Source organism: Candidatus Protochlamydia sp. W-9 (assembly GCF_001950615.1).
Taxonomy (GTDB): Bacteria; Chlamydiota; Chlamydiia; order Chlamydiales; family Parachlamydiaceae; genus Protochlamydia; species Protochlamydia amoebophila.
In genome coordinates this window covers 1-212 of the sequence record NZ_BCPZ01000250.1, presented here as the reverse complement: position 1 = coordinate 212, position 212 = coordinate 1, and the positions used below count along the sequence as shown (strand labels likewise).

Annotated in this window: 1 pseudogene; it reads right to left on the bottom strand. The window is 31.6% G+C overall.

The annotated features are described in order from the left end of the window. Positions 1-212, bottom strand: a pseudogene (locus BU804_RS07995) (IS982 family transposase); the annotation flags it as partial.

Here is a 212-nt window from a genome sequence, read left to right as displayed (position 1 = left end):
GCTATAACTAATTAAGTTTGGAAATTCTTTAACTAAGTATTTGGTAACATACCCATAAAAGTGCTTAAATGTTCGATAATTTGATTGATGAAATAAAATGACGATTGTCATCATCTCTGGTATCGATAGTTCAGGTTGAGGTCCTCGCTTTGTTTTGCCATGATCAATTAACTGTTTATTCCATTTCTGCTCAAAAGACTTCCAAAAATCAT